General features: G+C 52.7%; 1 protein-coding gene. It reads left to right on the forward strand.

Annotated features, from left to right (window positions below; translation table 11 throughout):
• A partial coding sequence (locus tag R7Z77_RS28055) for a glycoside hydrolase domain-containing protein (RefSeq protein WP_318137396.1) occupies nucleotides 1-539 on the forward strand: 539 nt, incomplete at both ends.

Genomic DNA, 539 nt, shown 5'->3' on the forward strand with positions numbered 1-539 from the left:
ACTACGACTGGTGTATCGCTCAGATCGCTAAACTTGCGGGCAACGACCAACAGTACGACCGCTACATGGCACGTTCTGAATCGTTCAAGAACTACTTCGATTACAACCCAGAGCAATACGGCAAACTGCAAGACACCAAAGGCAACGCATTGGGTGCGACGGGCTTTATGCGTCCGGCTTACATGAACAGTGGCAGCAAGGTTTGGGCAAACAACCTGAAAGCCGAATGTTTGGACGAGAACATGGCGCTGTCTATCCCAGACGGTATGGACTACAACGCCTGTAAAGACCGCAAAGCACTCAACGAAAGCGATGTGTTCTGGCCTTACCGTGCTGAGCACCGAGGCGAAGACTTCACCGAAGGCAACACGTGGCAATGGACATGGTTTGCACCGCACAACTTGAACGGTCTAGCCAACGTGATGGGCGGCGAGCACATCGACCGCACTGACTTCTCTCTTCCTGAAAACGTAACCGAACAAGGCAAAGCGGCATTCCTCGCTAACTTGAATGCGCTGTTTAATGCGGACTCCAACGCC

This window comes from Vibrio sp. 1401 (assembly GCF_033340295.1).